This is a genomic window from Allobosea sp. 05T438 (genome assembly GCF_056396025.1).
Genome location: NZ_JBFTKQ010000004.1, coordinates 157,480 through 182,967, shown reverse-complemented (window position 1 = coordinate 182,967; position 25,488 = coordinate 157,480). Strand labels below are relative to the sequence as shown.

General features: G+C 65.3%; 21 protein-coding genes. 7 read left to right on the top strand and 14 right to left on the bottom strand.

The window, feature by feature from the left end; translation table 11 throughout:
• Window positions 1–101: 101 nt before the first annotated feature.
• On the bottom strand, window positions 102–647 hold the full coding sequence (locus AC1DIN_RS11530) for an ureidoglycolate lyase (RefSeq protein WP_476809878.1): 546 nt from the start codon (window positions 645–647) through the stop codon (window positions 102–104).
• Between the two features lie 418 nt (window positions 648–1,065).
• Here AC1DIN_RS11530 and AC1DIN_RS11525 point away from each other — a divergent pair, with 418 nt between their 5' ends.
• Window positions 1,066–1,776 carry a L,D-transpeptidase gene (locus tag AC1DIN_RS11525; RefSeq protein ID WP_441470139.1) on the top strand — a complete coding sequence of 237 codons (711 nt, stop codon included), beginning with the start codon at window positions 1,066–1,068 and terminating at the stop codon, window positions 1,774–1,776.
• A 200-nt stretch (window positions 1,777–1,976) separates the two neighbouring features.
• On the opposite strand, the gene AC1DIN_RS11520 is transcribed toward AC1DIN_RS11525, so the two are convergent.
• Window positions 1,977–2,837, bottom strand: coding sequence for a LysR substrate-binding domain-containing protein (locus tag AC1DIN_RS11520; RefSeq protein WP_476809877.1), 861 nt, complete (start codon window positions 2,835–2,837; stop codon window positions 1,977–1,979).
• A 194-nt stretch (window positions 2,838–3,031) separates the two neighbouring features.
• Here AC1DIN_RS11520 and pbfA point away from each other — a divergent pair, with 194 nt between their 5' ends.
• The 5 genes from pbfA to purU all read left to right on the top strand — a co-directional run bounded on the left by pbfA (window position 3,032) and on the right by purU (window position 9,896).
• Window positions 3,032–4,393, top strand: coding sequence for a (R)-1-hydroxy-2-aminoethylphosphonate ammonia-lyase (gene pbfA, locus AC1DIN_RS11515; protein ID WP_476809876.1), 1,362 nt, complete (start codon window positions 3,032–3,034; stop codon window positions 4,391–4,393).
• 36 nt (window positions 4,394–4,429) lie between these two features.
• Window positions 4,430–5,440, top strand: a complete 1,011-nt coding sequence (locus AC1DIN_RS11510; RefSeq protein WP_441470136.1) for a 2-hydroxyacid dehydrogenase — start codon at window positions 4,430–4,432, stop codon at window positions 5,438–5,440.
• A 278-nt stretch (window positions 5,441–5,718) separates the two neighbouring features.
• The gene (locus AC1DIN_RS11505) at window positions 5,719–6,489 is read left to right on the top strand and encodes a DeoR/GlpR family DNA-binding transcription regulator (protein ID WP_476809875.1); all 771 of its coding nucleotides are present in this window, start codon (window positions 5,719–5,721) and stop codon (window positions 6,487–6,489) included.
• Window positions 6,490–6,561: 72 nt separating this feature from the next.
• On the top strand, window positions 6,562–8,997 hold the full coding sequence (locus AC1DIN_RS11500; RefSeq protein ID WP_476809874.1) for a GcvT family protein: 2,436 nt from the start codon (window positions 6,562–6,564) through the stop codon (window positions 8,995–8,997).
• Between the two features lie 26 nt (window positions 8,998–9,023).
• On the top strand, window positions 9,024–9,896 hold the full coding sequence (purU, locus tag AC1DIN_RS11495) for a formyltetrahydrofolate deformylase (RefSeq protein WP_476810048.1): 873 nt from the start codon (window positions 9,024–9,026) through the stop codon (window positions 9,894–9,896).
• Between the two features lie 10 nt (window positions 9,897–9,906).
• Here purU and AC1DIN_RS11490 read toward each other — a convergent pair whose 3' ends face one another.
• From AC1DIN_RS11490 to AC1DIN_RS11455, 8 genes are all read right to left on the bottom strand, one after another.
• Complete coding sequence (locus AC1DIN_RS11490) at window positions 9,907–10,644, bottom strand: metallophosphoesterase family protein (RefSeq protein ID WP_476809873.1); 738 nt, start codon at window positions 10,642–10,644, stop codon at window positions 9,907–9,909.
• A 98-nt stretch (window positions 10,645–10,742) separates the two neighbouring features.
• Window positions 10,743–12,407: a Na/Pi cotransporter family protein gene (locus AC1DIN_RS11485; RefSeq protein ID WP_476809872.1), complete on the bottom strand. Its 1,665-nt coding sequence runs from the start codon at window positions 12,405–12,407 to the stop codon at window positions 10,743–10,745.
• Window positions 12,408–12,427: 20 nt separating this feature from the next.
• Window positions 12,428–14,143: a putative 2-aminoethylphosphonate ABC transporter permease subunit gene (locus tag AC1DIN_RS11480; RefSeq protein WP_476809871.1), complete on the bottom strand. Its 1,716-nt coding sequence runs from the start codon at window positions 14,141–14,143 to the stop codon at window positions 12,428–12,430.
• Window positions 14,140–15,231 (bottom strand): putative 2-aminoethylphosphonate ABC transporter ATP-binding protein, encoded by a 1,092-nt coding sequence (locus tag AC1DIN_RS11475; RefSeq protein WP_476809870.1) that lies wholly within the window; start codon window positions 15,229–15,231, stop codon window positions 14,140–14,142. The genes AC1DIN_RS11480 and AC1DIN_RS11475 overlap by 4 nt, the downstream gene beginning before the upstream one ends.
• Before the next feature lie 121 nt (window positions 15,232–15,352).
• Window positions 15,353–16,372, bottom strand: coding sequence for a putative 2-aminoethylphosphonate ABC transporter substrate-binding protein (locus AC1DIN_RS11470; RefSeq protein ID WP_441470128.1), 1,020 nt, complete (start codon window positions 16,370–16,372; stop codon window positions 15,353–15,355).
• A gap of 109 nt (window positions 16,373–16,481) precedes the next feature.
• The gene (gene phnY / locus AC1DIN_RS11465; protein ID WP_476809869.1) at window positions 16,482–17,933 is read right to left on the bottom strand and encodes a phosphonoacetaldehyde dehydrogenase; all 1,452 of its coding nucleotides are present in this window, start codon (window positions 17,931–17,933) and stop codon (window positions 16,482–16,484) included.
• A gap of 1 nt (window position 17,934) precedes the next feature.
• The gene (phnA, locus tag AC1DIN_RS11460; protein WP_476810047.1) at window positions 17,935–19,182 is read right to left on the bottom strand and encodes a phosphonoacetate hydrolase; all 1,248 of its coding nucleotides are present in this window, start codon (window positions 19,180–19,182) and stop codon (window positions 17,935–17,937) included.
• Between the two features lie 16 nt (window positions 19,183–19,198).
• The gene (locus AC1DIN_RS11455; protein WP_441470126.1) at window positions 19,199–20,344 is read right to left on the bottom strand and encodes a 2-aminoethylphosphonate--pyruvate transaminase; all 1,146 of its coding nucleotides are present in this window, start codon (window positions 20,342–20,344) and stop codon (window positions 19,199–19,201) included.
• 105 nt (window positions 20,345–20,449) lie between these two features.
• On the opposite strand from AC1DIN_RS11455, the gene AC1DIN_RS11450 reads away from it, so the two are divergent.
• Window positions 20,450–21,343 (top strand): LysR substrate-binding domain-containing protein, encoded by an 894-nt coding sequence (locus tag AC1DIN_RS11450; RefSeq protein ID WP_476809868.1) that lies wholly within the window; start codon window positions 20,450–20,452, stop codon window positions 21,341–21,343.
• A 179-nt stretch (window positions 21,344–21,522) separates the two neighbouring features.
• Here the strand turns inward: AC1DIN_RS11450 and AC1DIN_RS11445 are convergent, their stop codons facing one another.
• From AC1DIN_RS11445 to AC1DIN_RS11430, 4 genes are all read right to left on the bottom strand, one after another.
• On the bottom strand, window positions 21,523–23,256 hold the full coding sequence (locus AC1DIN_RS11445; RefSeq protein ID WP_476809867.1) for a dihydroxyacetone kinase family protein: 1,734 nt from the start codon (window positions 23,254–23,256) through the stop codon (window positions 21,523–21,525).
• A gap of 129 nt (window positions 23,257–23,385) precedes the next feature.
• A complete protein-coding gene (locus AC1DIN_RS11440) occupies window positions 23,386–24,114 on the bottom strand; it encodes a DUF1028 domain-containing protein (protein ID WP_441470123.1) in 729 nt (242 codons plus the stop codon).
• A 20-nt stretch (window positions 24,115–24,134) separates the two neighbouring features.
• Window positions 24,135–24,836, bottom strand: coding sequence for a DUF1028 domain-containing protein (locus tag AC1DIN_RS11435; protein ID WP_441470122.1), 702 nt, complete (start codon window positions 24,834–24,836; stop codon window positions 24,135–24,137).
• On the bottom strand, window positions 24,833–25,309 hold the full coding sequence (locus AC1DIN_RS11430) for a hypothetical protein (protein ID WP_476809866.1): 477 nt from the start codon (window positions 25,307–25,309) through the stop codon (window positions 24,833–24,835). The genes AC1DIN_RS11435 and AC1DIN_RS11430 overlap by 4 nt, the downstream gene beginning before the upstream one ends.
• Between the last annotated feature and the right edge of the window lie 179 nt (window positions 25,310–25,488).

The window sequence follows — 25,488 nt, the reverse complement described above, 5'->3', positions numbered from 1 at the left end:
CTATTCTTCATCTCGGTTGGTCGGGAGTGTGTATGGCCCGGTGACGTGGACACGACGATGGCGCAGTGGATCGGCGCAGCGCGTCTACCAGCGCAAACGCTCTAGATTGCTCTGCCCGGGCATACCGTCCAGGGGTCGATGGCGACTATCTCGCAGTCCGCCTCGGTGCCGTTTTGCCAGGACTGGACGAGGAAGCGAGCGTCCACCCCGATCGCTATGATTGGGTGGTGCCAAAGCCCCCGTCGGTAGATCATTCCCTGCGACGCGGTGAACGAGAATGCGGCGAGCGTCGAAATCTCGGGCGTGCCGTCCTCGCTGGTTTGACTGACGATGACGATATGGCCGGCGCCATCCAGCGGAACGATCAGCTGGACCGAATTCACATGCCGCTCGAGCATCGTGATCACCGGGTTCGGCGGCTGCCGCTTCGCTTCGAAAATCGAGGTGACCAGCCGGGATCCGGCTTTGACGTCCGCGGCCGCGAGCGCGTGAATGTCGTGCCGGCGCGCCGTGCCGTTGTTCGCAGCGCGGCCGGAATCGCCTGTTTCCACCACCCATCCGAAGGGCTCGAAGGCGGCCTTCGTGACCGGCTGAACTCGGAGAGGGAGAGGGGAAAGAAGCCCGGCGGTGGGCTGATTGTCTCGCATGATGCCGATCTCTCTCCGAGACATTCGGGGTCGGAAGGACCCTACGCCATCCATGAGCGCCCCGATGCGCGGCGGTGGAGCCGGTGTAGCTCGAATAGATGGCCCGCGGCTATCCTTCCGGAAGCGTTCACCTCTTCTTTGAGCCTGGGTCCTCGGTGTTCGTAACCGCCCCGGCCGATCGGATTCCGTCCTCAAATGTGCGTGTCCGTGAATTTTCGTCCCGCCGAGCGCCATGCGCAGTCAGACCGCGAGACAGCGGGGACGTTACCGAATTCGGCGCATCCCAAGCCCCGCGCAGCTTAGACCCGAGCTTGCCAATCGCGCCTTGTGACGGCAATCTCAGCTCAGCAAGAGGTTCAGCGGGTGTCTGTCGGAGTATTCTCTCGTCGGGCAACAGGACATGGGAAACTGCCAAATCATGATTATGGACGGTAGGAATGCCGATGCCGGCAACGTGGAGGAGATCGCTCTGCTCGGGCATCGGGCGGGGCTTCTGAGCCGCCGGTCGTTTCTGGTCGGCTCGGCCGTCGGTGTCGGCGCGCTCGGGCTGGGCGGCTGCGCAACATCCGACGGCATGAGCTTCGCCGAGGCGCAGAAGGTCTACGGGCCGGTGCCCGAAGAGAAGTTCCCGATCCCGGCGGTCGATGTCAGCAAGGTCGATCCGAAATATTTCCGCAAGACCGTGCGCTACGAGACCAAGGAAGCGCCCGGCACGATCATCGTCGATCCCGGCAATTACTATGTCTATCGCGTCGAGGGCGACGGCACCGCCACCCGCTATGGCGCCAATGTCGGCCGCGACGGCTTCCGCTGGAACGGCGACGCCTATGTCGGGCGCAAGTCCGAATGGGCGACCTGGACCCCGCCGAAGGAAATGATCAAGCGCCAGCCCGAGGCGGCGAAATACGCCCGCGGCATGCCGGGCGGCCTCGACAATCCGCTCGGCGCCCGCACGCTCCATCTCTATCAGAACGGCGCCTACACGCTCTACACGATCTATGCGTCGAGCGACCCGGAGACGATCGGCAACGGCATCACCAGCGGCTGCGTTGGCCTGCTCAGCCAGGACATGATCCATCTCTACAACCAGACGCCGGTCAAGACGAAGGTCGTCGTCCTGCCGGCCTAGGCGGCGGCGTCAGCCCCTGTCCTTCGCGCTGCCGATGCAGGCAGCGCGAAGTTCATTACAGCCATAGCGATTGTGGCGGGCGATCCCCTTGGAGGTCGACGCCTCAGTCCATGGGCGCCCACCGAGCCTCGTTGCTGTCCGCATCTGCGCGCGTGCTGGCGCGATATGAGCGAAGAGTGCGGGCAAGTCCGGCCTGACCGTCAGCGACCTCGAGCGACGTCCAGGAAGGCTTTGATCGCCTTGTTTTCCTTGCGCTCGCTCAGGCAAATCAGAGATTCCTCCATAAGGATTGGCGGTCCATCGAGAGCGATGCGGGCCAGGCCGCGATCTCCGCGCAGCTCGGCCTCCGAGACAAAGCCGATGCCGGCACCCGACGCAACGATGTCGAGCGCAGCCTCCCGCCCTTCGACCTCGATGGCGTAGTCCAGCCTGACGCCGGTCTCGGCCGCGCGCTGTTCTAGAAGCCGGCGCGTCCGCGAGCCGCTTTCCCGTATCACCAGGGGGAGACCGGCGAGCTCCGCCAGCGCCAGCGACCGGCGCGAGGCAATCGGGTGATCTGGTGCGGCGACGGCGATGATCGGCGCCGCATTCAGCGGAATGAACTCGAAATCGCGGTGGGGAGCCATGTCGCCGAGGACGCCGATATCGGCCTCATAGCTCTGCAGTTGCGCCACGATGGTCTCGGTGTTGCCGGCGCTCACCGTTATCCGCACGCCCGGATAGATCTCGCGGAACGCCGTCAGCACCTGCAGGACATGGTGGACGGAATCGGCTGCGAGCCGAAGGGTCCCGAGCCGCAAGGCGCGCGACTCGGAGAGCAGCCCGCGCGCCTGGTCCTCCGCATCGAACAGGCGGTGCGTGATCGCGAGCAGCCTCTCGCCCATCGCCGTCAGGGCGATCTGCCTGTGCTGCCGGCTGAACAGCAGCACGTCATATTCCTCCTCGAGCTTCCGGACCTGATCGGAGATCGCCGGCTGCGTCAGGTTCAGCTCGCTCGCGGCGCGCGAAAAGCCGCCGGCGATCGCGACCTGATGGAAAGCACGGAGCTGGACGTAGCGCATGGGGGGATCCGGGCGGGTTGGGACCGAAGGAGGCGATACGGCGATTCCTAATGCAACGATTTAATTTATCAGTCGATCGAAAATAACGATTTTTAAGATGGCCCATCGCCGACGATGATGCCGGCGTCGAAAGCAGTCGCGACGGGATTGACCTGCCGCAACGCCGGTTTATCGCCTCGGCACGGAGCCTCAGGATGTCAGGTCTTTCCGCCAAACTCGTGCATACTGAAGGTGAGTCGAACACCTCGGCGGCGCGCGGCGCCTGGTCGGCGCGGCTCGATGACCCGGCGACGCGTAGCCTGCTGAAGCGGGACGCCGAGGCCTTTCTGCACCAGAGCCTGTCGAGCCCCTGCGTCACGGCGATCGCCAAGGCCGAGGGCATTTGGATCGAGGATACGGCCGGGCGCCGCTACATGGATTTCCATGGCAACAGCGTCCACCATATCGGCTACGGCCATCCCCGGCTGAAGGCTGCGATCAAGCAGCAGATCGACGATCTCTGCTTCGCGCCGCGCCGCTTCACCTGCGAGCCGGCAGTCGAGCTGGCCGAGACGCTCGGCCGCCTTGCCCCGGGCGATCTCGGGAAGGTGCTGTTCACGACGGGCGGTTCGGATGCGGTCGAGGTGGCGCTGAAGCTCGCGCGCGCCGCCACCGGGCGCTTCAAGACGCTGTCGTTCTGGGATGCCTTTCATGGCGCGGGCTTCGGCGCCTCGAGCGTCGGTGGCGAGGCGACCTTCCGCTCCGGCATTGCCGGGCCGCTCCTGCCGGGCGCGGAGCATGTCGCGCCCTGGGCGAACCATCACTGCGCCTATGGCCATAACAGCCTGGAGGATTCGGCCCGCGCCTGCGCCAGCATGATTTCCTATGTGCTCGGCCGGGAGGGTGATTTCGCGGCTCTCGTCGCCGAGCCGATGCGGGCGACGCCGAACCCGCCGGCGCCCGGCTTCTGGAAGCAGGTGCGCGAAGCCTGTGACCGCCACGGCACGCTGCTGATCTTCGACGAGATCCCGACAGGGCTGGGCAAGACCGGCCGCTTCTTCACCAGCGAACATGACGAGGTGACGCCGGACATCCTCGTCGTCGGCAAGGCGCTGGGCGGCGGCATCCTGCCCATCGCGGCGGCGATCGCGCGGCGCGACCTCGATGTCGCCGGCGACTTCGCGATCGGCCACTACACCCATGAGAAGAACCCGGTGACGACGCGCGCGGCGCTCACCACGATCGCGATCCTCCGCGAGGAGGGGCTGCCGGAGCGGGCAGCCGAGCTCGGTGGCCAGGCGATGGACCGTCTGCGCGCCTTCGGCGAAGGGTCGCCTCATGTCGGCGATGTGCGCGGGCGCGGGCTGATGTTCGGCGTCGAGATCGTGACCGACAAGGCGGATATGGCTCCCGACAACGCGCTCGCCGAACGTGTCTACTATCGCTGCCTCGAAGCAGGGCTGAGCTTCAAGATCAGCCAGGGCAACGTTCTGACGCTCTCGCCGCCGCTGGTGATCGCGAAAACCGACCTGGACCGTGCGCTCGACATCGTCGAGGCCGCGATCGCGGCAGGCTGAGGCCTTCTCTCTTCCCTGCGACCGAAGGGGTCCGATATGAAAGCCGTTCGCACGGATCGTGAGCTGGAATGCCCCGACATCGATGCCGGCCTCAGGGCACGCGGCGTCGAGCTCGTCACCTTGCCCGATGGCATCCCGGAGGCCGAACTGATCGAGGCCGTCGCGGACGCCGAGCTCATCCTGATGTGCTACACGCCCATCACGGCCCGCGTCATCGAGGCTGCGCCGAAACTCAGGGGCATCGTCAAATACGGTGTCGGCATCGATGCGATCGATATCCCCGCCGCTAGCGCGCGCGGCATCCCGGTCGTCAACGTCCCCGAATACGCCGAGGAGACCGTCGCGGAGGGCGCGTTCGCTCTGATGATCGCTCTGGCCAAACGCCTGCCCGAAATCGGCCGCGCCATGGCGGCCGATGGCTGGATCTGGCCCGAACAACGCTGGCTCGGCCGCGACATCGCCGGTGCCACGGTCGGACTTGTGGGTGCCGGCAAGATCGGCCGCAGCATGGCGCGGATGGCGGGGCAGGGGTTTCGCGCCCGCGTGCTGGGCTATGACCCCAATGTCGACCGGGCGACGCTCGCCGCGGCCGGGATCGAGAAGATGGACGATCTCCATGCGATGCTGCGCGAATGCGACTTCGTCTCGCTCCATTGCGTGCTGAGCGAAGCCACGCGTGGATTGATCGGACCCGCCGAGCTCGCCTGCCTGAAGCCCTCCGCGGTCCTCGTCAACGTCTCGCGCGGGGCGCTCATCGACGAGGCGGCGCTGGTCGAGGCAGTGCTTGCGGGCCGCCTCGGGGGCGTCGGGCTCGATGTCTACTCCCAGGAACCGCTGGCGAAGGCAGGGCACGTGCTCAGCCCGCTCTTTGGCCGCGACGACGTCATTCTCTTTCCGCACCTGACCTTCTTCACCGTCGAGGCGATGCGGCGCCTCTCGGACGATACGCTCGCCCGCTGCTTCGAGGTTCTCGACGGGCGGCCGGTCCAGGTGCGCTCGCGTGATCCCCGCCTGCGCGCGCAGCGCGAGAACGTCGCCTTCGCCTGAAGCGCGAGGGATCGCTGAGCCGGCATTCCTGGGGCCGGCGGGCTTGAGTTCCGCCGGGTCGGGGGGCCGGCCCGTGCAACTGGCCGGCTATCAAAACCGGATGCCGCCGTTCGGGGCGTTCGAGCGATGGTTCAGGCTGCTTGCGTTGGCTGCGCGCCTTGTTTGGCCGCGCTGCGGTTGAACCCGGCCGTGTCCGCTCGATTGCCAAGCACGAATCAACGATATGTGGCAGATTGTGGTGGATTCATCTGCCGACCAGGATTTTTGGCCTCGTTTCCATGACCCGCGACATCGCTGCGCGACGGCATCACATCATCCTCGAAAGTCTCGAAAGACTGGAAACGATCAGCGTCGAGGAACTTGCCCGATCGCTCGACGTCTCCCGCGAGACGATCCGGCGAGACCTCAAGGCGTTGTCGGCCGAGGGACTGCTATCGGTCGTTCACGGCGGAGCGATCCGAGCCGAGCGCTCGGAAGCATCCTTTGCCAGCCGCCGGGCCGTGAACCGTGCAGGCAAGGAACTGATCGCCAATCTCGCCGCCTCCATGCTTGGCGATGGCGTGACCATCTTGCTCGATTCCGGCACCACGACCGAAGCGGTGGTGCGCGCTCTGGTGCGATCGGACCGAAAGCGACTGGTCGTGCATACGACTTCGCTCGAGAATGCGCGGCTGGCCAGCCGGCTACCGGGCGCCCGCGTTTTCCTGATCGGTGGCGAATTCGATCGCAACGAGGATGCGACCTCGGGCGCCGAAGCCCTGCGGGCGATCGGGCGCTTGTCGGCGGATTTCTCCTTTGTCAGCGTCGGCGGCGTCGACGCGGAGGGACGGCTGACTGACTACACGCGAGCCGGAGCGGCCATCCGAAGCGCGCTCCTGAGCGCTGCAGAGCAAGGCTTCCTGATGGCCGACAGCAGCAAGTTCGGCCTTGTCCTGCCGAGCCGGATAGGCAGTGACGCGACCTTCGCGGGACTGCTGCTCGACCGGCTTCCGCCGGATCCGATCGCCTCCAATCTGACGAAGAACGGAGTTCGCCTGTTCGTTTCCTAATTTGCCCGTTTTGTGGTTTTTTGTTGTTTTATGAATTTTGCCCGCTAAGCTGCCTCCATCGCGGAGGCGCTCATGTCCATTCCCACCCAAGCTCGCGTCGTCATCATCGGCGGCGGTATCGTCGGCTGCTCTGTCGCCTATCATCTGACCAAGCTCGGCTGGCGCGACGTGCTCCTGCTCGAACAGGGGCGCCTGTCCTCGGGCACCACCTGGCACGCGGCCGGTCTGGTCGGGCAGCTGCGCAGCCAGTCGAGCATGACGCGCCTGATCCGCTATTCGACGGAGCTCTACGCCTCGCTCGAGCAGGAGACCGAGCTCGCCACGGGCTGGAAGCGCTGCGGCTCGGTTTCGGTCGCACGCACGCCGGAGCGCATGACGCAACTGCGCCGGACCATTTCGGCGGCGCGCGCTCAGGGCGTGGAAATCGAGGAACTGAGCCCGAAGGAGGCCGGCGACAAATGGCCGGTGATGCGCACCGACGATCTCGTCGGCGGCGTCTGGCTCCCCGGCGACGGCAAGGCCAACCCGGCCGACATTACCCAGGCGCTGGCGCGCGGTGCCCGTAACGGCGGCGCAATCGTGCGCGAAGGTATCCGCGTCACCGGCATCGAGACCGAGAAGGGACGGGTGAGGGCGGTGCTCACCGACCACGGCCGGGTCGAGTGCGAGGTCCTCGCCATCTGCGCGGGGCAGTGGTCGCGCGCCGTCGGACAGATGTGCGGCGTGTCGGTGCCGCTGCATTCGGCCGAGCACATGTATATCGTCACCGGCAAGATCGAGGGCGTGACGCCGGACCTGCCGGTGATGCGTGATCCCGATGGCTATACCTACTACAAGGAGGAGGTCGGCGGCCTGGTCATGGGCGGCTTCGAGCCCGATGCGAAACCATGGGGCATGGACGGCATCCCCCATCCGTTCGAGTTCCAGCTCCTGCCCGACGACTGGGATCAGTTCTCGATCCTGATGGAGAACGCGCTGCAGCGCGTGCCGGCGCTGGAGACGGCCGAGATCAAGACTTTCCTCAATGGCCCCGAGAGCTTCACGCCAGACAACAACTTCCTTCTGGGCGAGGCTCCGGAAGTGGCGGGCATCTATGTCGGCGCCGGCTTCAACTCGATGGGCATCGCCTCCGGCGGCGGTGCCGGAAGGGCGCTCGCCGAGTGGATCGTCGCGGGAGAGGCGACGAGCGATCTCTGGCCCGTCGACATCCGCCGCTTCGCGGACTTCAACAACAATCCGGCCTGGTTGAAGGATCGCATCAAGGAGACGCTGGGCCTCCACTACGCCATGCCCTGGCCGAACCGCGAGCTCGATACCGCACGGCCCTTCCGGCGCTCGCCGCTCTATGAACGTCTTGCAGCCAAGCGGGCTGTCTTCGGTTCCAAGATGGGGTGGGAGCGCGCAAACTATTTTGCCCGCAACGAGGATGAGCGCACGATCCGCTATTCATTCGGACAGCAGAACTGGTTCGAGACGGTCGCGGCCGAGCACCGCGCCTGCCGCGAGGCGGCGGGGCTCGTCGACATGAGCAGCTTCGCCAAGTTCCTGCTGCAGGGGCCGCAGGCCGAAGCGGCGCTGCAGCGCCTGGCGGCCAACGATGTCGCCGTGCCGGTCGGCACCTCCGTCTATACCGCCTTGCTCAACGCGCGCGGCACTTTCGAGAGCGATCTCACCGCCGCCCGCATCGGGCCCGACACCTATCTCCTTCTCACCGGCACGGCTCAGGCGACCCGCGACGCGCACTGGATCAGGCGTCAGCTCCCGGAGGGGGTGACGCTGACGGATGTGACCTCGGCCTATGCCGTGCTCTCCCTGGCCGGCCCGAAGGCGGTGGAGATCCTCGGCCGCGTCTCGCCGGCCACCTTCGACCTAGCCGATTTCCCGGCCAACGCGATCCGGCAGGTCACGATCGGCTATGCCACGAGCTGGGCCTGCCGCCGCTCCTATCTGGGGGATGGCTTCGAGCTCTATGTTCCCGTCGAATTCGCGCCCGCCATCTACGATGCGCTGCACGAGGCCGGTGCCGATCTCGGCCTCGTCGACGTCGGATACTATGCGGTCGACTCGCTGCGCATTGAGAAGGGCTTCCGCGCCTGGGGCCGCGAGCTGACGCCGGACGTCAATCCCTATGAGGCCGGCCTCGGCTTCGCCGTGAAGCTGGAAAAGGGCGATTTCCTCGGCCGCAGCGCACTCGTCGCGGCCCGCGCAGCTCCGCGCACCAAGCGGCTGATCGCGCTCGTCGGCCCCCGTCCGGACGGTCAGATGGCCTGGGGCGGCGAGGCGATCCTGGCCGACGGCAAGCCGGTCGGCGAGATCACCTCGGCGGCGTTCGGCGCGACCGTCGACGGCATCGTCGCGCTCGGCTGGGCCGAAAGCCATGAGCCTATCGACCAGGCGTGGCTCGATGGGCGGAACTGGACGATCGACCTCGCGGGCACGGCAATACCCGTCACCGCCAGCCTCGCTGCGCCGCTCGACCGCAAGCAGGCGCGCGGAGTGCGGGCATGAGCGATCTCACGCCCTTCTCGCCAGCCATGCCCCGGGACATCGTCGTGCAGGAGCCTGCCCGCATCCTCACCCTTTCCTGCGAGGACCGGCCCGGCATCGTGCACGCCGTCAGCGGGGCGCTCTACCGGCACGGTTGCAACATCCTGGAGAGCGCGCAGTTCAGCGATCCGCGCGACGGCCGCTTCTTCATGCGCGTCGCCTTTGCTGCGGGCGAGCGCTTCGACGATGCCGCCTTCCGACGCGAATTCGACGGTGTCGCCGGAACCTTCCGCATGAGCTGGGACGCCATCGACGCAACGCGCCCGCAACGCGTCGTCCTGATGGTCTCGCGCTTCGGCCATTGCCTGAACGATCTGCTCTTCCGCCAGGCAACGGGGAATCTCAACATCGCGATTCCCGCCATCGTCTCGAACCACCGTGATTTCGAGCCGCTCGCGAAGAACTACGGCATTCCCTTTCACTATCTGCCCGTCACGGCGGCGACCAAGGCGGAGCAGGAGGCAAAGCTGCTGGAGATCGTCGCACAGAGCGAAGCGTCGCTGATCGTGCTCGCCCGCTATATGCAGGTGCTCTCCAACGACCTCTGCCGCGCTCTCGACGGGCGGGCGATCAACATCCATCATTCCTTCCTGCCGAGCTTCAAGGGCGCCAAGCCTTATCATCAGGCCCATGAGCGCGGCGTGAAGCTGATCGGAGCGACCGCGCATTACGTGACCCCCGATCTCGACGAGGGCCCGATCATCGACCAGGACGTCGCCCGGGCCGATCATTCGCTCGCGCCCGACGATCTCGTCAGCGTGGGCCGCGACATCGAGGCCGTCGTCCTGGCGCGCGCCCTGCGCCTGCACATCGAACGGCGGGTGATGCTGGCCGGCCGACGCACGGTGATCTTCCGCTAGGAACCTTGTGTCATCGGTGCGACAGGGCGGTTCCGGTCCGCAAGGCATGAGCCCAGTCGCTGCGCCCGTTCTCCTCGGCGCGACGCGCCGAGCGCTCCCAATCATAGCTGACGAGGTGAAGTTCCGCAGCGATGCCGCTCTCATTCGTGACGACCGCGCAGCGGGCATGAGGCGTATCGGTTTCGGCGACATGAGGCGGCCCATCCGAACGATAGGCCGGATTTCCTACGCTACCCGGGTTCAGGACGACCGTGCCGGAGCGCAGCCGCGCCACCCGAGGCAGATGGCTGTGCCCGCACAGCATCAGCGGCGCGGTTCTGCCGGCAAGGCGCTGCTCGATCGCCGTAAGCGGAGCCGGCATGAGACGGCCGTCACGGACTTCTTCCATTAGATAGCTTTCGTCGCAGCCGGGACTGGCGTGGAAGCAGAGCGCCTCTTCCAATCGGACCTCTTCCGGCAGTCCCGCCAGCCAGCTTCGTGCCTCGGCGTCTAGCGCGCGCCATGCAAAGCTGTCCGACGAGCCGAGGCCGTCAGGGGATCGGGCCGCCATGGCGCGGTCGTGGTTGCCGCGGACATGGCTCAGCGCACGCGAGCGAAGCAGGGCAACGGTATCGACCGGCCAGAGTGGCCCCGAGGCGCAGTCACCGAGATTGACGATGTGGTCCACGGCCAGCGCGTCGAGCCTCGACAGCACCGCCTGGAGGGCGGGCAGGTTTCCGTGAATATCGGCAATGACGCCAAGGCGCACGTTGGCTTCCTATGGTTGGGCGTGTGAGTGCCGACGGGGTACTGCATGCGAGGCAGGCCGACGAAATCGGCGTCCGATCCGGCAGGCTGCGAGTGCCCTCACTCCGCTGCCCGCAAAAGGCGGCTTCCCATGAGAACCCCCTTCTGCTCGAGAAGTCCGTGCACGGTTGCTGCGATATGAGCGTCGATCCGCTTGAGGTCCCGCGCGATATCGAGCTGCAGAGCGCTGACGATCACGGCTTCGCGGCTGCCGGTGCGCATCTCGGCGAGATGGGCCTCGATCGCGCCTCGCTCCAGTTCGCGAAAGGTTTCCTTCTCGCGCACGATCCGGCGCGCCGTCGCTTCGTCCTGCGAGATGAAGACCGTGAGCGCCAGGCGCAGATGATCCCGCAACCTGTCGTGGGTATCGGCGATGCGGCCGAGTGCTTCCTCGGGCAATCGGCGCTGATCGCGGATGCGCTTGCCGGCCATCTGCATCAGATTCTTCTCGATGATGTCGCCGATATGCTCGAGATTGATCGCCAATGTCAGCACCTCCGATAGCCGGTGCTCGTCGGATTCCGACAGCGTCTCATGCGCAATCGCGCCCACATAGAGCTGGATCTGGTTATAGAGGTTGTCGAGCACGTCGTCGGCCCGGCTCACTTCGGCCACCCGAGCCGGATCGTCGCCATCGAACGCCATCAGAGACGTCTTCAGCATCTCGTCGACGACATCCGCCATGCGCAGCACTTCGCGGGTCGCGTTGGCGAGCGCGATCGTCGGTGTCGTGAGCGCTGCGATATCAAGATAGCGCGGGCGCGATGGGTCCGCTTCCGGAGCGGGATCGGGCAGCAGGCGCGTCAGAATGCCCGCGAAAGCCGGCAGCGGGACAAGGAAGAGCGCGGCCATCGCGATGTTGAAGGCAAGGTGGAACAGCGCTGCCGATTGCGCCGGATGGCTCGCGAACCGCTCCGCAAGCGGTGTGAGCACGGGCAGAAGCAGCAGGCCAGCCGCGCAGCCCAGAATGCGGTTGACGAGGTTGCCCACCGGCACGCGCCTGGCCGCGGCATTCCCGTTCATGGCCTGAACAAGGGGATTGAGTGCCGTGCCGAGATTGCAGCCCAGCACCATCGCCAGCATAGTCTGGGTTCCGACGATCCCGGTCGCAGCGAGGCTCATCACGATCAAAATTGCCGCGAGGGAGGAATGGGCGGCAAAGCTGAGCACCGCGGCCAGGAGCAAGGCAATCAGCGGATCGCCAGAGAGCGAGCCGAGAACCGTGCGCAGCACCTGCGAGTGCTCGACCGGCGCCATGGTGCCCTGCATCAGGCGCAAGGACAGCAACATCAGGCCCAGTCCGAAGAGCGCCTTCGCCATTTCGTTGGCTGCCAACCGGCCGAAGCGGCGCATGCCGGCATAGCCGAACAGGAGCAGGAGCGGCACCATGATGCTCGTGTCGAAACCGACGAGCTGGACGATCAGCGTCGTTCCCACATTGGCGCCGAGCATCATCGCCAATGCCGGCGCCAGCGCGATCAATCCGGCGCCGGAGAACGAGGCGATCATCATCGCGGTCGCTGTGCTGGATTGAAGTCCGGCCGTCACCAGCAGCCCTGCGCAGAAGGCCTTCCAACGACTGTCGAGACCGGTGGCCAGCAGCGCTCGCAAGCGGCTGCCGAATGCGGCCGATACCCCCGCCGTCACCAGTTGCACGCTCCAGAGCAGCAGGGCGACCTCGCCGGCGAGCGCAAGCAGGATCTGGGTCGGCGTCTGCCCTGCCATGATCGCGTTCTCCCGCGCCGCTAGCGTTGCCGCCAGTGCTGCAGTCGGCCGAAGACCAAGCGGTCGAGGCCGGCATGGGCGAGCTTCACGGCAATGGCCGTGATCATGATGATGCTCGCCATGCCGGCCGCCGACGCCATGGCGCCTGCCTCGTCCATGTGAACGATCGCGATGGAGGCGAGCTTGGTGTCGGCGCCATAGAGGAAGATCACGGCGGAGACCGTGGTCAGTGCGTTGACGAAGACATAGACCGCTATGTCCAGGATCGCCGGCATGCAGATCGGCGCGGTCACCCGGCGGAACGTCGACCAGAACGGCACCTTGAGCGAGGCGGAAACCGACTCGAACTCGCTGTCGAGCTGCTTCAGGCTCGTCAGTGCTGTGATGTGCCCGACAGTGTAGAAATGGGCGATGGTGTTGATCACGAGGATCGTCAGCGTCCCGTACAGGAAGCCGAGCGGATTCCAGCCCGCATTGAAGAAGAAGACGTAGCCCAGGCCGAGCACCAGGCCGGGCACGGCCATCGGCAGCATCGCCAGAAACTGGGCGAAGGCGCGCAGCCGCGGAAACAGCTTCACCTTCTCGATCAGATAGGCGCCGGTGAAAATCAGCGCCGTGCCGATCACCGCCGTCAGAGACGCGAGCAGCAACGAGTTTCCATAGGTCTTCCAGCCGTCCGGCTCGACCGCGGCGAAGTCGTAATTGCTCAGCGTCAGGGACAGGTTGTAGGGCCAATATTTGACGAAGGAGCCCCAGAAGGCGATCGCGTAGGGGCTGACGATCGCGAAAGCGATCACGCCGACGAAGCCGAGCAAGGCGAGATCGCGGCGGCGGTCTGGGTGCGGCACATAGGGAACGGCGCGGGCGGAGAGCATGGCGCCCTGGCGCCGCTGCACCAGACGGTCGACGAAGAAGGCGAGCACTGCCGGGACCAGCAGGATGATGCCGACCACGGCGCCCATCGGGAAATTCTGCTGGCCGACGACCTGCTTGTAGGCGTCGGTCGCCAGCACGTTGAACTGCCCGCCGATCACCTTGGGAATGCCGAAATCGGTGACGACCAGCGTGAAGACGACGAAGACGGCGCTGATCACGCCGTAGCGCGCGCCCGGGAGGGTGATCGTCCGGAAAATGCGCCAACGCGACGTGCCCATCGCCTCCGCCGCTTCGCGCAGCCGGCCGTCCGAAAGTGCGAGCGCCGTGACGAGGATCAGCATGGCGTGCGGAAAGCTGTAGAGCGCCTCCGCCGCGATGATGCCGACCGGGCCGTAGAGCGAGGCGCCCATCATCCAGGACTTGAGCAGCCCCTGGTTGCCGAAGACATAGATCAGCGCGAGGCCCGAAAGCAGAGACGGCGCGAAGACCGGGATCATCGCCGCCGCATAGAAGACGCCCTTCGCCGGAATGCAGCTGCGGCGCAGCGCATAGGCATAGAGAAAGGCGAGCGGCACTACGATCACCGTGGTCGCACTGGCGACCGCGAGGCTGTTGAGCAGAGAGAAGAACAGCGTCGGCGTCGTCGCATAGCTGACGAAATTCGCCAGCCCGACGAAGCGCCCCTGCGTATCCTCGAGACTCTTGGAGAGGAGCGCCCAGAGCGGCAGGGCGATGATGAGGACCAGCACCGCGCAAAGCGCGACGATCAGAACCGCGGCGACATGGCGCTCGCTGATCCGCACCGGCGATACCTTCACGGACGCATCGATCATCGTCAGCGGCGGGGCGAGGTCGCTCATCGTCCGCCCCCCGCAAAGACGTGCAGGGCCTCAGGCGGAAAGGCGACGGCGCGCACCTGCCCCGCGGTGATGCCGAGATCGCGCATCGCATTGGCCGAGAAATCGGCCGCGATGCGGGTCGAACGGGAGCCGGTCGGCTCCAGATGCGCCCGGCAGTAGGAGCCGAGGAAAGACAGGTCCCCGATCCGCGCTTCGAAGCGGTTTGGCGTATCGTCACCGATACTGCGGGTGCGAACCTCCTCCGGCCGCATCGCCAGCCGCACCGGCGTTCCCACGGCGAAGGGGGCCGCATTGGCGACGAGCAGGTCGAGTTCGTCCACACGGACCCGGCCGGGCCCCGTCACGATCGCATCCATGAAGGTCATGTGCCCGACGAAATCGGCGACGAAGGGGGTGGCGGGGCGCCGGTAGATCTCCTCCGGCGTGCCAACCTGCTCGACGGCACCGTCCCGCATCACGACGATGCGGTCGGCCATCGCAAGCGCTTCCTCCTGATCGTGCGTCACCATGATCGTGGTCACGCCGAGCCGCTGCTGCAGCGATCGCATTTCGTCGCGCAGGCGCAGCCGGACCTTGGCGTCGAGGGCGGAGAGCGGCTCGTCGAGCAGCAGCAGTTCGGGCGAGGTGGCAAGCGCGCGCGCCAGCGCCACCCGCTGCTGCTGCCCACCTGAAAGCTGAATCGGGTATTTCTTGCCCTGGTCGGGCAGGCCGACGAGCGTCAGCAACTCGTCGACGCGGCGGGCGATGTCGCCGGAGGAGCGACGCCGGTTGACGAGACCGTAGCCGATATTGTCGGTGACGGTGAGATTGGGGAAGAGCGCGTAGGATTGGAAGACGATCCCGAAGTCGCGCTCCGACGGACTTGCCCGCGACACGTCGCGCCCGCCCATATGGATGGTGCCGCCATCCTGCTGGTCGAGGCCGGCGATGGCCCGCAGCAATGTCGTCTTGCCGCAGCCGGACGGCCCGAGAAAGCAGACGAACTCGCCGCGGCGGATGTCGAGATCGATATCGTGCAACGCCCGAAACGCGCCGTAATTCTTGGCGAGGGCTCGGATCGAGAGGAATGGGGCCGTAGTCGTGGACATCGTGCCGACCTTCATCTGAACGGGCAGTGATCAGGCTCGCGTGCAACGGCGAAGCCGCTCTCTTGCGTCTTGCACAGACCATGCCGCCGGCAGCTTGCGCGGGCCGGCGGCATGGCAAGGCTCAGTTCTTCGGCGCCGCCTTGGATTCGTAGCGCTTCGACCATTCGGCGAGCACGCGCTCGCGATTGTCGGCCATCCAGGTCAGGTCGTTTTTGATCATCCCCGCCTCGGCATTGGCAGGATAGTTCGCCGGCTTGTTCTCGACACCCGGCGCAGCCACGATGGCGTAGGTCTTCGAGTAGAGTTCGTTCGCCTCCTTGGTCGTCGACCAGTCGGCGATCTTCTTGGAGACGGAGAGGTTCTTGCTACCCTTGACGATGGCGCTGGCTTCCATTTCCCAGCCCACGCCTTCCTTCGGAATCACGACCTCGATCGGCGCGCCTTTGCTCTTCTCGGAAGCGCCGCGCATGTCGAGCGCCAGACCGATGGTGCGCTCGCCGCGCGCCGCCTGCACGCAGGGCGCGGAGCCCGAATGCAGATATGCTGCGATGTTCTCGTGCAGCCCGTCCATGAACTTCCAGCCCTCGGCCTCGCCCATGCTCTGCAGCCAGCCGGCGACCATCAGATAGCCGGTGCCGGAGGAGGCCGGATGGGGCATCACGATCTTGCCCTTGAAAGCCGGGTTGAGCAGGTCCTTCCACGAGCTCGGCACGGGCACGCCCTTGGCCTCGGCGGTATTGTAGCAGACGACGCCGAGATAGGCGTCCATGCCGGTCCAGGTATAGGGGCTGTTGGCATCGCGGAACACCGGCTTCAGCGCATCGGCGCCGGCCGGCTTGTAGGTTTCCAGCAACCCGGCCTTCTCGAACATGAGCAGGCTCGATGCCGCCAGGCCCATCACCATGTCCGCCCGCGGATTGTCCTTTTCGGCCAGGAAGCGGGCGGTGATGACGCCGGTGGAGTCGCGGACCCAGACGACCTCCGCTTCGGGCACCGCCTTCTCGATCGAGGCCTTGAACGGCCCGAGTTGGTCGTTCTCCAGCGCGGTGTAGATCGTCACCTTCGTCTTTTGGGCCTGCGCGGCGCCGGGAAGCGCGAGTGCGAAAGCGCCGATAACACAGGAAGCAAGCCAGCTCTTCATTGTTCTCATCCCCTCGTTATGTTCAGTTTGGGCACTCTTTCGGCGCTTCATTCCCCTGGATTTGGAAAAGCCGGCGGGTCGAGCCGCCGGCTTTGGTCTTTCTTCGTCTTCAAGCGGTCCAGGGCATCGACCAGGTCTTGACGTTTGTGAAGGATTTCATGGCTTCGACGACGCCCTCCTTGTAGCCGAGGCCGGAATCCTTGATGCCGCCGAAGGGGGACATCTCGATGCGGTAGCCCGGGACCTCCCAGAGATTGACGGTGCCGACATCGAGTTCCGCGACGAAGCGCTGGATGTAATCGTAGCGGTTGGTGCAGATGCCGGAAGAGAGACCATAGGCGGTCGAGTTCGAGATCCGGATGACCTCGGCGATGTCGTCGGGCACGCGGACGATCGGGATCACCGGGCCGAAGGTCTCCTCGTGCACCAGCTCGCAATCATAGGGGATGCGGTCGACCACCGTCGGGTGGAACAGCGCGCCCTCGGCCCTCTTGCCGTAGAGCACCTCGGCCCCCTTCGTCACGGCATCGTCGACGCGGGCCTGGAAGAGCGCGGCCGAGCGGGCGTTGATAACGGTGCCGACATCGGTCTGCGGGTCCATCGGGTCGCCGCATTTCAGCTTCCTGGCCTTCTCGACCACCAGCTTGGAGAAGGCGTCGGCGACGCTCTCGACCACCAGGATGCGCTTCACCGCCGTGCAGCGCTGGCCGGAGTTCTTGGTCGCGCCGGTGACGGCGAGCTCGGCCGCCTTGTCGAGATCGGCATCCTCCATGACGATCAGCGGGTCGTTGCCGCCGAGTTCCAGCACGATGCGCTTGTAGCCGGCGGTATTGGCGATGTGCTTGCCGACCCTGACCGAGCCGGTGAAGGTCACCAGATCCGCGTCGGGATCGGTAATCATCGCATCGCCCATGGTCGAGGGGTTGCCGGTGACGACCGAGAGCATCTCCGGCGGCAGCCCGGCTTCGTAGAGCACATCGGCCAGCGCCAGCGCCGTCAGCGGCGTCAGTTCCGTCGGCTTCAGCACGAGGCGATTATTGGTCGCGATCGCCGGGGCCAGCTTGTGGCTGACCATGTTGAGCGGGTGGTTGAACGGGGTGATCGCCGAGATCACGCCGAGCAGCGGCTGGCGCGTCGTGAAGATCTTGCGCGCCTTGCCGTTCGGCGAGATGTCGCAGGAGAACATCTCGCCATCGTCCTTGATGGTGAGCTGCGCCGCGAAGGACCAGACGTCATAGGCGCGGCTGGCCTCGTAGAGCGAGTCCTTCCAGCACAGGCCGGCTTCCGCCGTGATCAGCTTGGCGAAGAGCTCCTTGCGGTCGCGCAGCAGTTCGGCTGTCTTCTGCAGGATCTGCTGGCGCTCGTAGCGCGTTAGCTTCGGCTTGAAGGCCCTGGCCTGCGCGAAGGCCTCCCGGACATGTTCGGGCCGAGCGGCCGGGATCAGGCCGACGACGCTGTCGTCATAGGGGTTGCGGACCTCGACCATGTCGTCTGTCGAGACCAGCTTGCCGGCGATCCGCATCGTCTCGCGCCGCACCGGCGGCTTCACCGTCGCGTTCATCTCAGCTCACCAGGTTCAGGGCGACGTCGAAGACGTCGAAATTGCGCAAGGTTCGGCCCTCCGGCACCGAGATCGGCCGGTTGGCGATCATTGGCACGCGCTGCTCGGTGATGCCGCCATGCGAGCGTAGCGGCTCGGTCAGGCCGGAGAGATCGTGCCTGTCGGGCGAGGTGCCGATGACCTTCTGGCGCGTCGAGACCACGACGACATCGCCGATCCGGTCGGCCGGCAGCTCGAAGCGCTCGCAGGCTTCCGCCGCGGTGACCGCGAGCGCGATGCCGTCGATGCCGGAGATGCGGGCCGCGACCTCAGACTGGTCGGCACCATCAGGCAGATAGACCGTGGCGAAGGAGCCGAGCGCGCCGTGATGGACGACATAGGGGTCGGTGATCGGCAGGATCACGCGCATCGTGCCCTTGCCGTACCATTCGTCCATCAGCGTTTGGAGATAGACCACATCCGGCTCGCCGTTCGGCAGGTGCTTGTCGTTCATGCCGTGGTCAGCGGTGATGACCAGTGTGCAGCCGAGCGCATCGAGCTGGCCGACGTAAGTATCGAACATGGCATAGAAGGAGTCCGCCATCTCCGAGCCGGGCGCCGCCTTGTGCTGCACATAATCGGTGGTCGAGAGGTACATCAGGTCCGGCTTGAAGCTGTCCAGCAGCTTGACGCCGGCGGCGAAGACGAACTCGGAGAGATCGGCCGAATAGACGGATGGCACGGGCATGCCGACGAAATCGAGCACGTCCGCGATGCCGTTCTCCGCCTTGTTGGCCTTGTCGGCTTTCTCCGAGGAGAAGGCGATCGCCGTGCCGCTGGTAAAATCGAGACCCTTGCCCAGCAGGGTGCGCAGCTTGTCCTTGGCGGTGACCATCGCGACCTTGAAGCCGGCCTTCTGGAACGCGGCCAGGATGGTCGGCGCCCGCAGGAAGCGGGCATCGTTCATCATCACCTCTTCCTTGGCCTCGCGGTCGTAGAAGAAGTTGCCGGCGATGCCGTGCACGGCCGGCGGGCGGCCGGTGATGATCGAGAGGTTGTTCGGGTTGGTGAAGCTCGGGATCACCGAATAGGCGTGGGTGCTGGCGCCGGTCTTCATGATCCGGTCGAGGTTCGGCGTCAGCCCCTTGGCACTGGCGGCCTCGATATAGGCCGGCTCCGAGCCGTCCATGCAGATCACCACCGTCGGGCGCTGCGGCCGCGCATATTCGCGATCATTTACAACGACATCCGATCCGATCTTCGTGTGCATTGTCATGGCTGGATCCTCACGCAGCCGACTTCAGGCCGACGCCCATCTCGGCCAGGACGTCCGAGACCGTGGCGACGAAGGCCTTCATATCCTGCGCACCGAGGGCGCCGATGCAGCCGATGCGGAAGCTGTCGGCGACTGTCAGCTTGCCGGGATAGATCACGTAGCCGGCATCCTTCAGCGTGTCGTAGAAGCGCTGGAAGACGAAGTTCTTGTCCTCAGGCATGTGGAAGGTGACGATGATCGGCGCCTGCCGGGCCGCCGGCAGCAGCGTCCGGAAGCCGAGCTCCTGCATGCCCTCGATCAGGATGCGCGCATTGTCGGCATAGCGCTCGCCGCGCCCGGCGACGCCGCCTTCCGCCCAGAATTCCTGCAGCGCCGCATGGAACGCGACGATGACATGGATCGGCGGGGTGAAGCGGTACTGCCCGGTGCGTTCGAAGGTTGCGTGCTGATCGTGGAGGTCGAGCACGAGCGTGGTGGCGTTGCCTTTCGTCTCGGCCAGGGCGCTCCGGCGGGCAATGACGAAGCCGAGACCGGGCACCCCCTGGATGCACTTGTTCGAAGAGGCGGCCACCGCATCGAAATAGACCTCCCGGCTGTCGAGCGGCAGCGCCCCGAAGGCGCTCATCGAATCGATCAGCAGGCGCCTGCCATGGCGCTTGACCAGCGCCGCAACGGCCTCGATCGGGTTGCGGATGCCGCTCGTCGTTTCGCAATGCACCACGAAGACATGGCTGATCGCAGCATCGGCGACGAGCATCCGGTCGACCTCGGCGAGGTCGGGCGGCATGTCCTCGGCAGTCTCGTGGACGGCGACATCGCGACCCGCGATCTCGAGGATGCGCTTGGCGCGCTGGCCATAGGCGCCGTTGATCAGGATCAGCACCTTGCCGCCGCGTGGCACGAAGCTCGTCAGCATGGCCTCGACCGCGAAGGTGCCCGAGCCCTGCATCGGCACGGTGACAAAGCTGCCCTCGCCATGGATGACCTTCGGAAGCTCCTCCATCACGGCCTTGTTGATGCCGACAAAGGTGGCGTCCCGTGAGCCCCAGTCATGCACCATGGCCTCCTTGATCGCCTTGCTGGTCGTCAGCGGTCCGGGCGTAAGGAGGAGGGGATCACCGGTCTCTGAAACGGCGGGGCGGCGGGCGTGGACCATGTCGATCTCGCTTTTTGCGTTGCAGCGGATGGCGAAACGGTAGGGCTAGATTTGACATAGCTCCAATACATCCTATCCATGCGATCCATAGAGGGTGTCTATGTCATGGCGATCAGCTATTCCGGCTTGTCGGCGTTCCACGCGGTGGCGGAAGCCGAGAGCTTTACCGGCGCCGCCAAGGCGCGCCATGTCAGCCAGCCGACACTCTCGGCGCAGGTTCGCACGCTAGAGGACGCCTATGGCGTGCGCTTGTTCGATCGTGTCGGCCGAAAGACCAGGCTCACCCCGCTCGGCCAGAGCCTCTTTGTCATCACGGCCCGTCTGTTCTCCGCTCAGGACGAGGCGCAATCGCTTCTTGCCGGCAGCCGAACGCTGCAGCGGGGGCACCTACGCATTGCCGCCGACAGCGCCACCCATGTCATGGCCGCGCTCGCAAGGATGCGCGAAAGCTACCCCGGGCTGACGTTCTCGCTGACGATCGGAAATTCGTCCGAAGTCGTCGACCAGATCATGGATTTTGCCGCCGATGTGGCGATCACCGCGCGGCAGAGCTCGGATCCGCGCCTCCATACGGTGAAGCTGCGCTCGGACCGGCTGATCGCTTTCGCATCGAGCGACCACCGCCTGTCGCAGCACGACAGCATCCCGATCGAGGCCTTCGCGGGCCAGGACATCGTGTTGCGGGAACGCGGCTCGATCACGCGCGAGACGTTCGAGGCCCGCCTGTCCGAGGCCGGAATCAAGCCGGCGAACCTGCTCGAGGTCCAGTCGCGCGAGGCGGTGCGCGAGGCCGTCGCCGCCGGATTCGGCATTGGCGTGATCTTCGAGGCGGAGTTCCGGTCCGATCCCCTGCTGAAGCGGCTGATCATCACCGGCGCCGATTTCTCGGTCGGCGAATATGCGGCTTGCCGTGCCGAGCGCCGGCGTATTCCGCTGGTCCGCGGCTTCTTCGAGACGGTCCAAGACCTCGTCGAGGCCGAAGCCATGATGGCGCGCTGAGGTCAGGCAAGCCGCATCGGCGCAAGCGCGGCGACGATGAAACCGCAGGCGACCAATCGCGACGTCTGCAACGGCTCTTTCAGCCAGAGACGTTGCCCCCAGGCTTTATCCGGCTCCGAATTCGCTTCCGGCGGTTTTGCCGCCGCCGAGTGCCGGGCTGTATGGCACACGCCTGGCATTCAGCGACCGCCGATCGCCTCCAGCCATGTTGAAACCGCGACTGCTCCACCATCCGGGGAACCGAGGGCACGATCTCCAAGATAACTCGCCCGCCCAAGGCGCGGCCGCATTGCAGCCGTAGCTTTCGCGCCGGCCGTGGCAGCTTCGGCTGCCAGCCTCCAGGCTTGGGCCGGAGGTAAATTCCGGCGAACCGCGTCGGCCAGGGCCTCCGCGGCGGGCACAAGAGCATCGAGCATCGTCCTGTCGCCCGGTCGTGCGCCGCCCAGCTCCGACACAGCTTCGGCGCCTTGCGTAAAGGCGTCAGACCAATCGCCCAGGCTGGTGCTCGGCCCTGCGGCAAGGCGGCGCGCTGCCCTCAAAAGACCTATCGCATAGAACGGTCCCGAACTGCCGCCGATCGCGCGACGCAGTTCTTTTGCGAGAAGGGAGAGCACGGCTGCGGCGCTGTCGGATTTGTCTGCGTTGCAAGAAGCACGGATAGCGTCTGCGGCCCGGCACATGCTCACGCCGAGATCTCCATCTCCCGCCTTCCTGTCCAGCTCCGTCAGTTGCGGCTCAGCCCCTTCCAACGCCGTCGCGCAAGCGAGCGCTGCCGTTCGCACCAAAGCTCCCAGGCTGTCCGACGAGGCCATTCCTTCTTCAGCAGAGCCCACATCGCTCGACGTTGCTATTGCTATCGTCTGCGAAAGTGCTCCCGGCCCTGGCCATGACAGTGCCTGTGTCGCAGAATCAAACAGATTCAGTCGCTCCTCATCGACAGCGATGACGGAAAGCGAGAATCCGGGCATTTCGAGCGCACTTAACAAGGTGCCAGCCCAGGCGCGTTCGACCTTCAGCCCCTGCTCGCGCAAATAGGCGAGTGCGCGGCGGGCGATGACGGACAGCTCCATCTGCGTCGTGCCACCCAGGTTATTGATGAGCACCGCAACGCGCCCGCCCGCCGGATAGCCGCCATCGTCAAGGATCAAACTCAACAACCGGTCGGTGATGGCGTCGGCCGAGTCGATCTTCTGCCGCGTCATGCCAGGCTCGCCATGTATGCCCAGGCCGAACTCAATCTCGTCGGCTCCCAGTTCGAAGCTTGGGACGCCGATCGCCGGAATCGTGCAGGCACCGAGCGCTACACCCATCGTTCTTATCGAAGCCGCGGCAGCCCGAGCTGCTGCTGCAATCGTCTGCAGTGACTGCCCTTGTTCCGCCAGCGCTCCTGCAATTTTGTGAATCAGGACGGTGCCCGCAAGTCCGCGACTTCGGTCCTTCGGTACGATTTCGCGCAGGGCGATATCGTCGGCAACGACGATGATCTCGGTTGGGATTCCGCCCGATCGGGCGATTTCGGCAGCCAGACCGAAATTGAGGCGATCGCCGGTGTAATTCTTGACGATGAGAACGGCACCCGCTGGGCCGGCGACTGCGTGAATGGCGGCAAGCACCGCATCAACGGAAGGCGACGTGAACACGTCTCCCGCAACGGCGGCGTGCAGCATGCCGGCGCCGACATACCCTGCGTGCGCCGGTTCGTGACCAGCGCCACCGCCGGAAATGACGGCGACGCCGCGAAGAGCGGGTTCGGGCAGGTTGTTACGAATTACAACATCATGCTCCGCGAGCAACGCCAAGTTGGGGTTGAGCGAGACGATGCCCTCGAGCATTTCCCTGACGACCCGGCGGGGATCATTGATGAGCTTCTTCACGCTATTTCCCCCTTGCAGCTCACCTGCACCTTGCTTCATCCGACTCGCCCAACGCCGTCCTCGTCGATAGCGGAAACCGCTCCCGCAGGGACATCAGAATTCCCTCCTGCCGAGAAACCTGGGCGCGCCCGCGCTGATCGGAAAACGGCGGAACGTGCAGCAGACCCATCACATGACAGTCGGGCGCTCCCGGTCCTGTGCGCCGAGATCGAGGTATTGGGCATAGGAGACGTCCGGATGCTCCAACCAATAGTCTGCATAGTAAGGCACGAGCGGCTCGTATGCGTCGAAGACGCGGCGCAGGTCCCTTACCGCGTCTCCTCCCTCGGCCGGCAAGGGGTTCGCCATATCGATGCGCAGGTCGACCAATGGCCTCTCCACGCCTGGAGCGCAGGCAATAAGTCCGGCGGACTTATGCCCAATCGGTTCACCGCCGGCAGCAGCGCCGGCTTCGATCGCTCGCACCAATCTCTCAAAGAATGGAAGTGCTGCATTCGCGGCGAAGGAATCGTGAATTGCGTCGACGACCTGCTGACCGGCGAGGCCGTTGCCCATGGCGACAAATCCGTCACCGACCCGGTGCCCCGTATAGGCCGCCCCGTTTATCGGACTGTGAGCCGCAGCACGGCCGTCGGCGGTGACGATACCGATCTGGCGGTAGTCGAAGAACGGATCCTTGTGCCTCAAGGCAACGAGAATCTCATCGGGGCTCCAGCCCTTGCTGGCGAGTTCAAGGCCGGTCAGTCCATGCCGCCAGTCGGAATGGCATTGCGAGGAAATCGCAGCCACGCCGCCACGCACATGCGGACATCGGGAAGCCACCGCAAGCGGGCTGGTGGCGAGGCAGACGCCAAGCAGTTCGGTTTCAGGGCAGCGGGCGACAATCGTGAAGGTCATGAGCGATCTCCCAGCTTGGGTCAGAAGGCGCGGGGGGCCACCGAGCGGGCTGCGTAAATGTCGACCAGTGGTAGATATTCGGCATAGAGACGACGCAGGTCGGCAAGAGCATTGCCGCCGTCTTCGACCGGCCGATTGGGCACATCGATGCGCAGGTCGATCTGACTTTCTGCACCAGGCGAGCGCACGAGAAGCGAAGCAGAGGTGATCGGAAAGCTCTCGCCCAGCAGTCGCTTCGAGTTCTCCAGGCCGGTCAACAGGCGGTCTGCGAGCGGCAGTCCGGGTGAGGAGCCCTTGAAGCCCTCCGCGACGGCGTCGAGTGCCGCTGCGCCAGCTGAAAGCCCGTTGCCTAGGCAGACAAGGTCATCGTCGATCCGGTGGCCGGCCCATCCGGTTGCCTCTTTGCCTGTATGCGCACCGATCTGTCCGTCGGCGGTCAGAATGCCGATTTGGCGATACTCGAGCCAGCGGTCGTGCTGACGCAGCGCCTCAAGAACCTCTGCGGCGGTCAACCCGCAACGCACCAGGTCCAGCGCCAAAGGCCCGACTTTTAAATTTGTGAAGCCTTGGCTGGCGATCGCAGCTCGCTCCGTTTCCAAATGAGGACAGCGCGCACCGATCGCGATCGAGCTCGATGCGAGGGCGATGCCGAGCGTACGGTCGCGCGGATCGCGTGCCAGCACGCTGAGCATCGTGCCTTTGTGAGTCAGATCGATGTTCATGCCGCGTCATCGACCTGTTGAGCGCGCGGCTCGTCCAGGAAGCTCGCAATCGCGCTTTCGGCAAGGCGGCGGATGAGGGTTTCGAGCCGCGCCTGCGCGCCAGCATCGCCGAGATCCGGAAGTGCGATGCTCAAGGAGCGATGCGTCGGTGCGTAAACCTCGGAGGCTCGGTCGGGGTGCGCTTCGACATAGGCTTCAAGGAAGATGCGCTCTTCTTCAGAGGTCAATTCCGCGAGCTTAACAATCGCCCTGACCTGGCTGCTCGGGATCGCGAGATCGTAGGCGGGGCTGGTTATCTGCGTCACGAAGCTGCGTGTGTGACCCAACGACTCGGCAATCGCCTGGCGCGCGCCTGTGCCGCGGCGCTTCAGGAATGCCTGCAGCAGCAGCTTGTAGCGTCGAACGGGCATGCGCTCGTCAAACAATTCGAATTCTCGGGCCGTCGATGGGGCCGTTTTCTTGGCTCTCGTCATGGCGCAACCAAACGCCATTATCGCCCCTCGATCAAGAAAAATGTTTAGTAGACGGCACGCGAGATGGCGCCAGATAGGAGTGCGCGTCGCGCTCGAAATTTAAGCTGTAGTGCTGAGTTTCGCATCAAAGTAGCGGCGTTCTCGTTCTTGGAGTCTCCGCCATTTCTGCAAAATAATCG

What these genes read in the sequence shown, in the direction of transcription:
- AC1DIN_RS11500 (WP_476809874.1), top strand. Translation starts at nt 6,562, where the DNA reads ATGTCCATTCCCACCCAAGCTCGCGTCGTCATCATCGGCGGCGGTATC.
- AC1DIN_RS11520 (WP_476809877.1), bottom strand. Translation starts at nt 2,837, where the DNA reads ATGCGCTACGTCCAGCTCCGTGCTTTCCATCAGGTCGCGATCGCCGGC.
- phnA (WP_476810047.1), bottom strand. Translation starts at nt 19,182, where the DNA reads ATGCACACGAAGATCGGATCGGATGTCGTTGTAAATGATCGCGAATAT.
- AC1DIN_RS11435 (WP_441470122.1), bottom strand. Translation starts at nt 24,836, where the DNA reads ATGAACATCGATCTGACTCACAAAGGCACGATGCTCAGCGTGCTGGCA.
- pbfA (WP_476809876.1), top strand. Translation starts at nt 3,032, where the DNA reads ATGTCAGGTCTTTCCGCCAAACTCGTGCATACTGAAGGTGAGTCGAAC.
- AC1DIN_RS11450 (WP_476809868.1), top strand. Translation starts at nt 20,450, where the DNA reads ATGGCGATCAGCTATTCCGGCTTGTCGGCGTTCCACGCGGTGGCGGAA.
- AC1DIN_RS11470 (WP_441470128.1), bottom strand. Translation starts at nt 16,372, where the DNA reads ATGAAGAGCTGGCTTGCTTCCTGTGTTATCGGCGCTTTCGCACTCGCG.
- phnY (WP_476809869.1), bottom strand. Translation starts at nt 17,933, where the DNA reads ATGAACGCGACGGTGAAGCCGCCGGTGCGGCGCGAGACGATGCGGATC.
- AC1DIN_RS11430 (WP_476809866.1), bottom strand. Translation starts at nt 25,309, where the DNA reads ATGACGAGAGCCAAGAAAACGGCCCCATCGACGGCCCGAGAATTCGAA.
- AC1DIN_RS11480 (WP_476809871.1), bottom strand. Translation starts at nt 14,143, where the DNA reads ATGAGCGACCTCGCCCCGCCGCTGACGATGATCGATGCGTCCGTGAAG.
- AC1DIN_RS11440 (WP_441470123.1), bottom strand. Translation starts at nt 24,114, where the DNA reads ATGACCTTCACGATTGTCGCCCGCTGCCCTGAAACCGAACTGCTTGGC.
- AC1DIN_RS11510 (WP_441470136.1), top strand. Translation starts at nt 4,430, where the DNA reads ATGAAAGCCGTTCGCACGGATCGTGAGCTGGAATGCCCCGACATCGAT.
- AC1DIN_RS11505 (WP_476809875.1), top strand. Translation starts at nt 5,719, where the DNA reads ATGACCCGCGACATCGCTGCGCGACGGCATCACATCATCCTCGAAAGT.
- AC1DIN_RS11475 (WP_476809870.1), bottom strand. Translation starts at nt 15,231, where the DNA reads ATGTCCACGACTACGGCCCCATTCCTCTCGATCCGAGCCCTCGCCAAG.
- AC1DIN_RS11530 (WP_476809878.1), bottom strand. Translation starts at nt 647, where the DNA reads ATGCGAGACAATCAGCCCACCGCCGGGCTTCTTTCCCCTCTCCCTCTC.
- AC1DIN_RS11485 (WP_476809872.1), bottom strand. Translation starts at nt 12,407, where the DNA reads ATGGCAGGGCAGACGCCGACCCAGATCCTGCTTGCGCTCGCCGGCGAG.
- AC1DIN_RS11445 (WP_476809867.1), bottom strand. Translation starts at nt 23,256, where the DNA reads ATGAAGCAAGGTGCAGGTGAGCTGCAAGGGGGAAATAGCGTGAAGAAG.
- AC1DIN_RS11525 (WP_441470139.1), top strand. Translation starts at nt 1,066, where the DNA reads ATGATTATGGACGGTAGGAATGCCGATGCCGGCAACGTGGAGGAGATC.
- AC1DIN_RS11455 (WP_441470126.1), bottom strand. Translation starts at nt 20,344, where the DNA reads ATGGTCCACGCCCGCCGCCCCGCCGTTTCAGAGACCGGTGATCCCCTC.
- purU (WP_476810048.1), top strand. Translation starts at nt 9,024, where the DNA reads ATGCCCCGGGACATCGTCGTGCAGGAGCCTGCCCGCATCCTCACCCTT.